This window comes from Autumnicola edwardsiae (assembly GCF_031846505.1).
GTDB lineage: Bacteria > Bacteroidota > Bacteroidia > Flavobacteriales > Flavobacteriaceae > Autumnicola > Autumnicola edwardsiae.
Genome location: NZ_JAVRHP010000226.1, coordinates 1 through 1,593, shown reverse-complemented (window position 1 = coordinate 1,593; position 1,593 = coordinate 1). Strand labels below are relative to the sequence as shown.

General features: G+C 36.0%; 1 pseudogene. It reads right to left on the bottom strand.

Annotated features, from left to right (window positions below):
* Nucleotides 1-1,131: pseudogene (locus RM529_RS17235) on the bottom strand (IS3 family transposase); the annotation flags it as partial.
* Between the last annotated feature and the right edge of the window lie 462 nt (nt 1,132-1,593).

The window sequence follows — 1,593 nt, the reverse complement described above, 5'->3', positions numbered from 1 at the left end:
TGGTATTGTACCAAGTTTCTATCCACTGAAAGATAGATAACTCTGCCTGTGATCTAAGTTTGTACTTATGCCAATATACCCACTCTACTTTTAGAGATTTAAAAAAGGATTCCGCCACGGCATTGTACCAGCAATTTCCTTTTCGACTCATAGATTGTTTTACCAGACCATTATAACTTTTAAGTAGATTGGTAAATCTTTGGCTGGGATACTGAATACCTCGGTCTGAATGGAAAATCAAAGGTTGTGTGATTTTGGTATTTTTAATAGCCATCTGCCAAGCTTTTATAACAGTATCTTCGGTATTTAGGGTATCACTTAAATTTTCTATTAAATAGATCAATAATCACTTTTAGATAACTCCAACCCTGATTGGTCTGAACATAGGTAATATCGCTTACCCATACTTGATTAGCTCTAGCTACATTAAAGCATTGGTTCAACAAGTTTGGTGCTATGGGATATTTATGGTTACTATCGGTGGTGGCTTTAAACTTACGCTTTCTCTTAGCATATAAATAGTTTGCCTTCATTATACGGGCTACCCGTGGCTTTGAAATCTTAAAGCCTAAAGCTTTCAATTCAGCTTCTATTCTCGGAGCTCCATAGCTCTGGTGGCTATACTCAAATATATCTTTGATTAATGAAGAGAGCTTCTGATTTTCTTTCCAAAGGGTGCTGGGACCAGATTTTAATCAATGGTAATAACCGCTTTTACTCACAGCTAATATAGTGCACATCTTACGGGCAGGAAATTTCATACGATGCTGTTTTATGAACCTGTATTTTTCTTGTCGCTCGCGGAGAACCTGCCAGCCGGCAGGCTGGGATGCCAATCGCCTTTTTTAAGATATCACGTTCTAATTCGGCTTCTTTAAGCTGTTTCTTTAAACGAGCTATCTCTTTTTGTTCATCGGTCATTTTAGGATTACCCCGGCCGGGAAAACTATTTTTACCATAATTCTTTTTGCTCTTTACGCCACCGGTAAAGAACAGCAGGTAAGTAATCCAAGTCTTCACAAACCTGTGCTACACTGCCTTTGGCATAACTTAATTCTACTGCTTTTTGTTAAACTCTAAAGTGTAATGTTTGGCTTTACGTCTCATAATTGCTAAGTTAATAACTTGCAATAATAGTCACTCAACTCTATGTCCAGTCTAATGTAGTAATTCCAAGTACTAAAAGGTTTAATTTTTAGTCAACCTATTTCAGGAAATGACACTTCTCCGCATTACGCACAACGTTTAGTATATGAAGCGTACCGCCCGAATGGGAGCTATGATTTCATATAAAGTGTTATGAGCTTTTTTACATTCTTCATTGTCACTGGAAAATTGTCCATGCTCAAGTCTCTTATCTCCATTCCAAGGCCCCTTATTTATTTCCACATTTGCAGTGTAACAAAATAAGTCAAAATGAAATTTAAAAGTTTACTTAAATTAAGTAGCTTAGTTCTACTTCTAGGGATAACAATTCAAACATTTTCTCAATCTAAAAAAAGTAATATTATGGACAACACAAAAAATGAAAAAATCGGATTATTAGTAATCATGAAAGCGAAAGAAGGTAAGGAGCAAGAAGTGAAAGAGTTT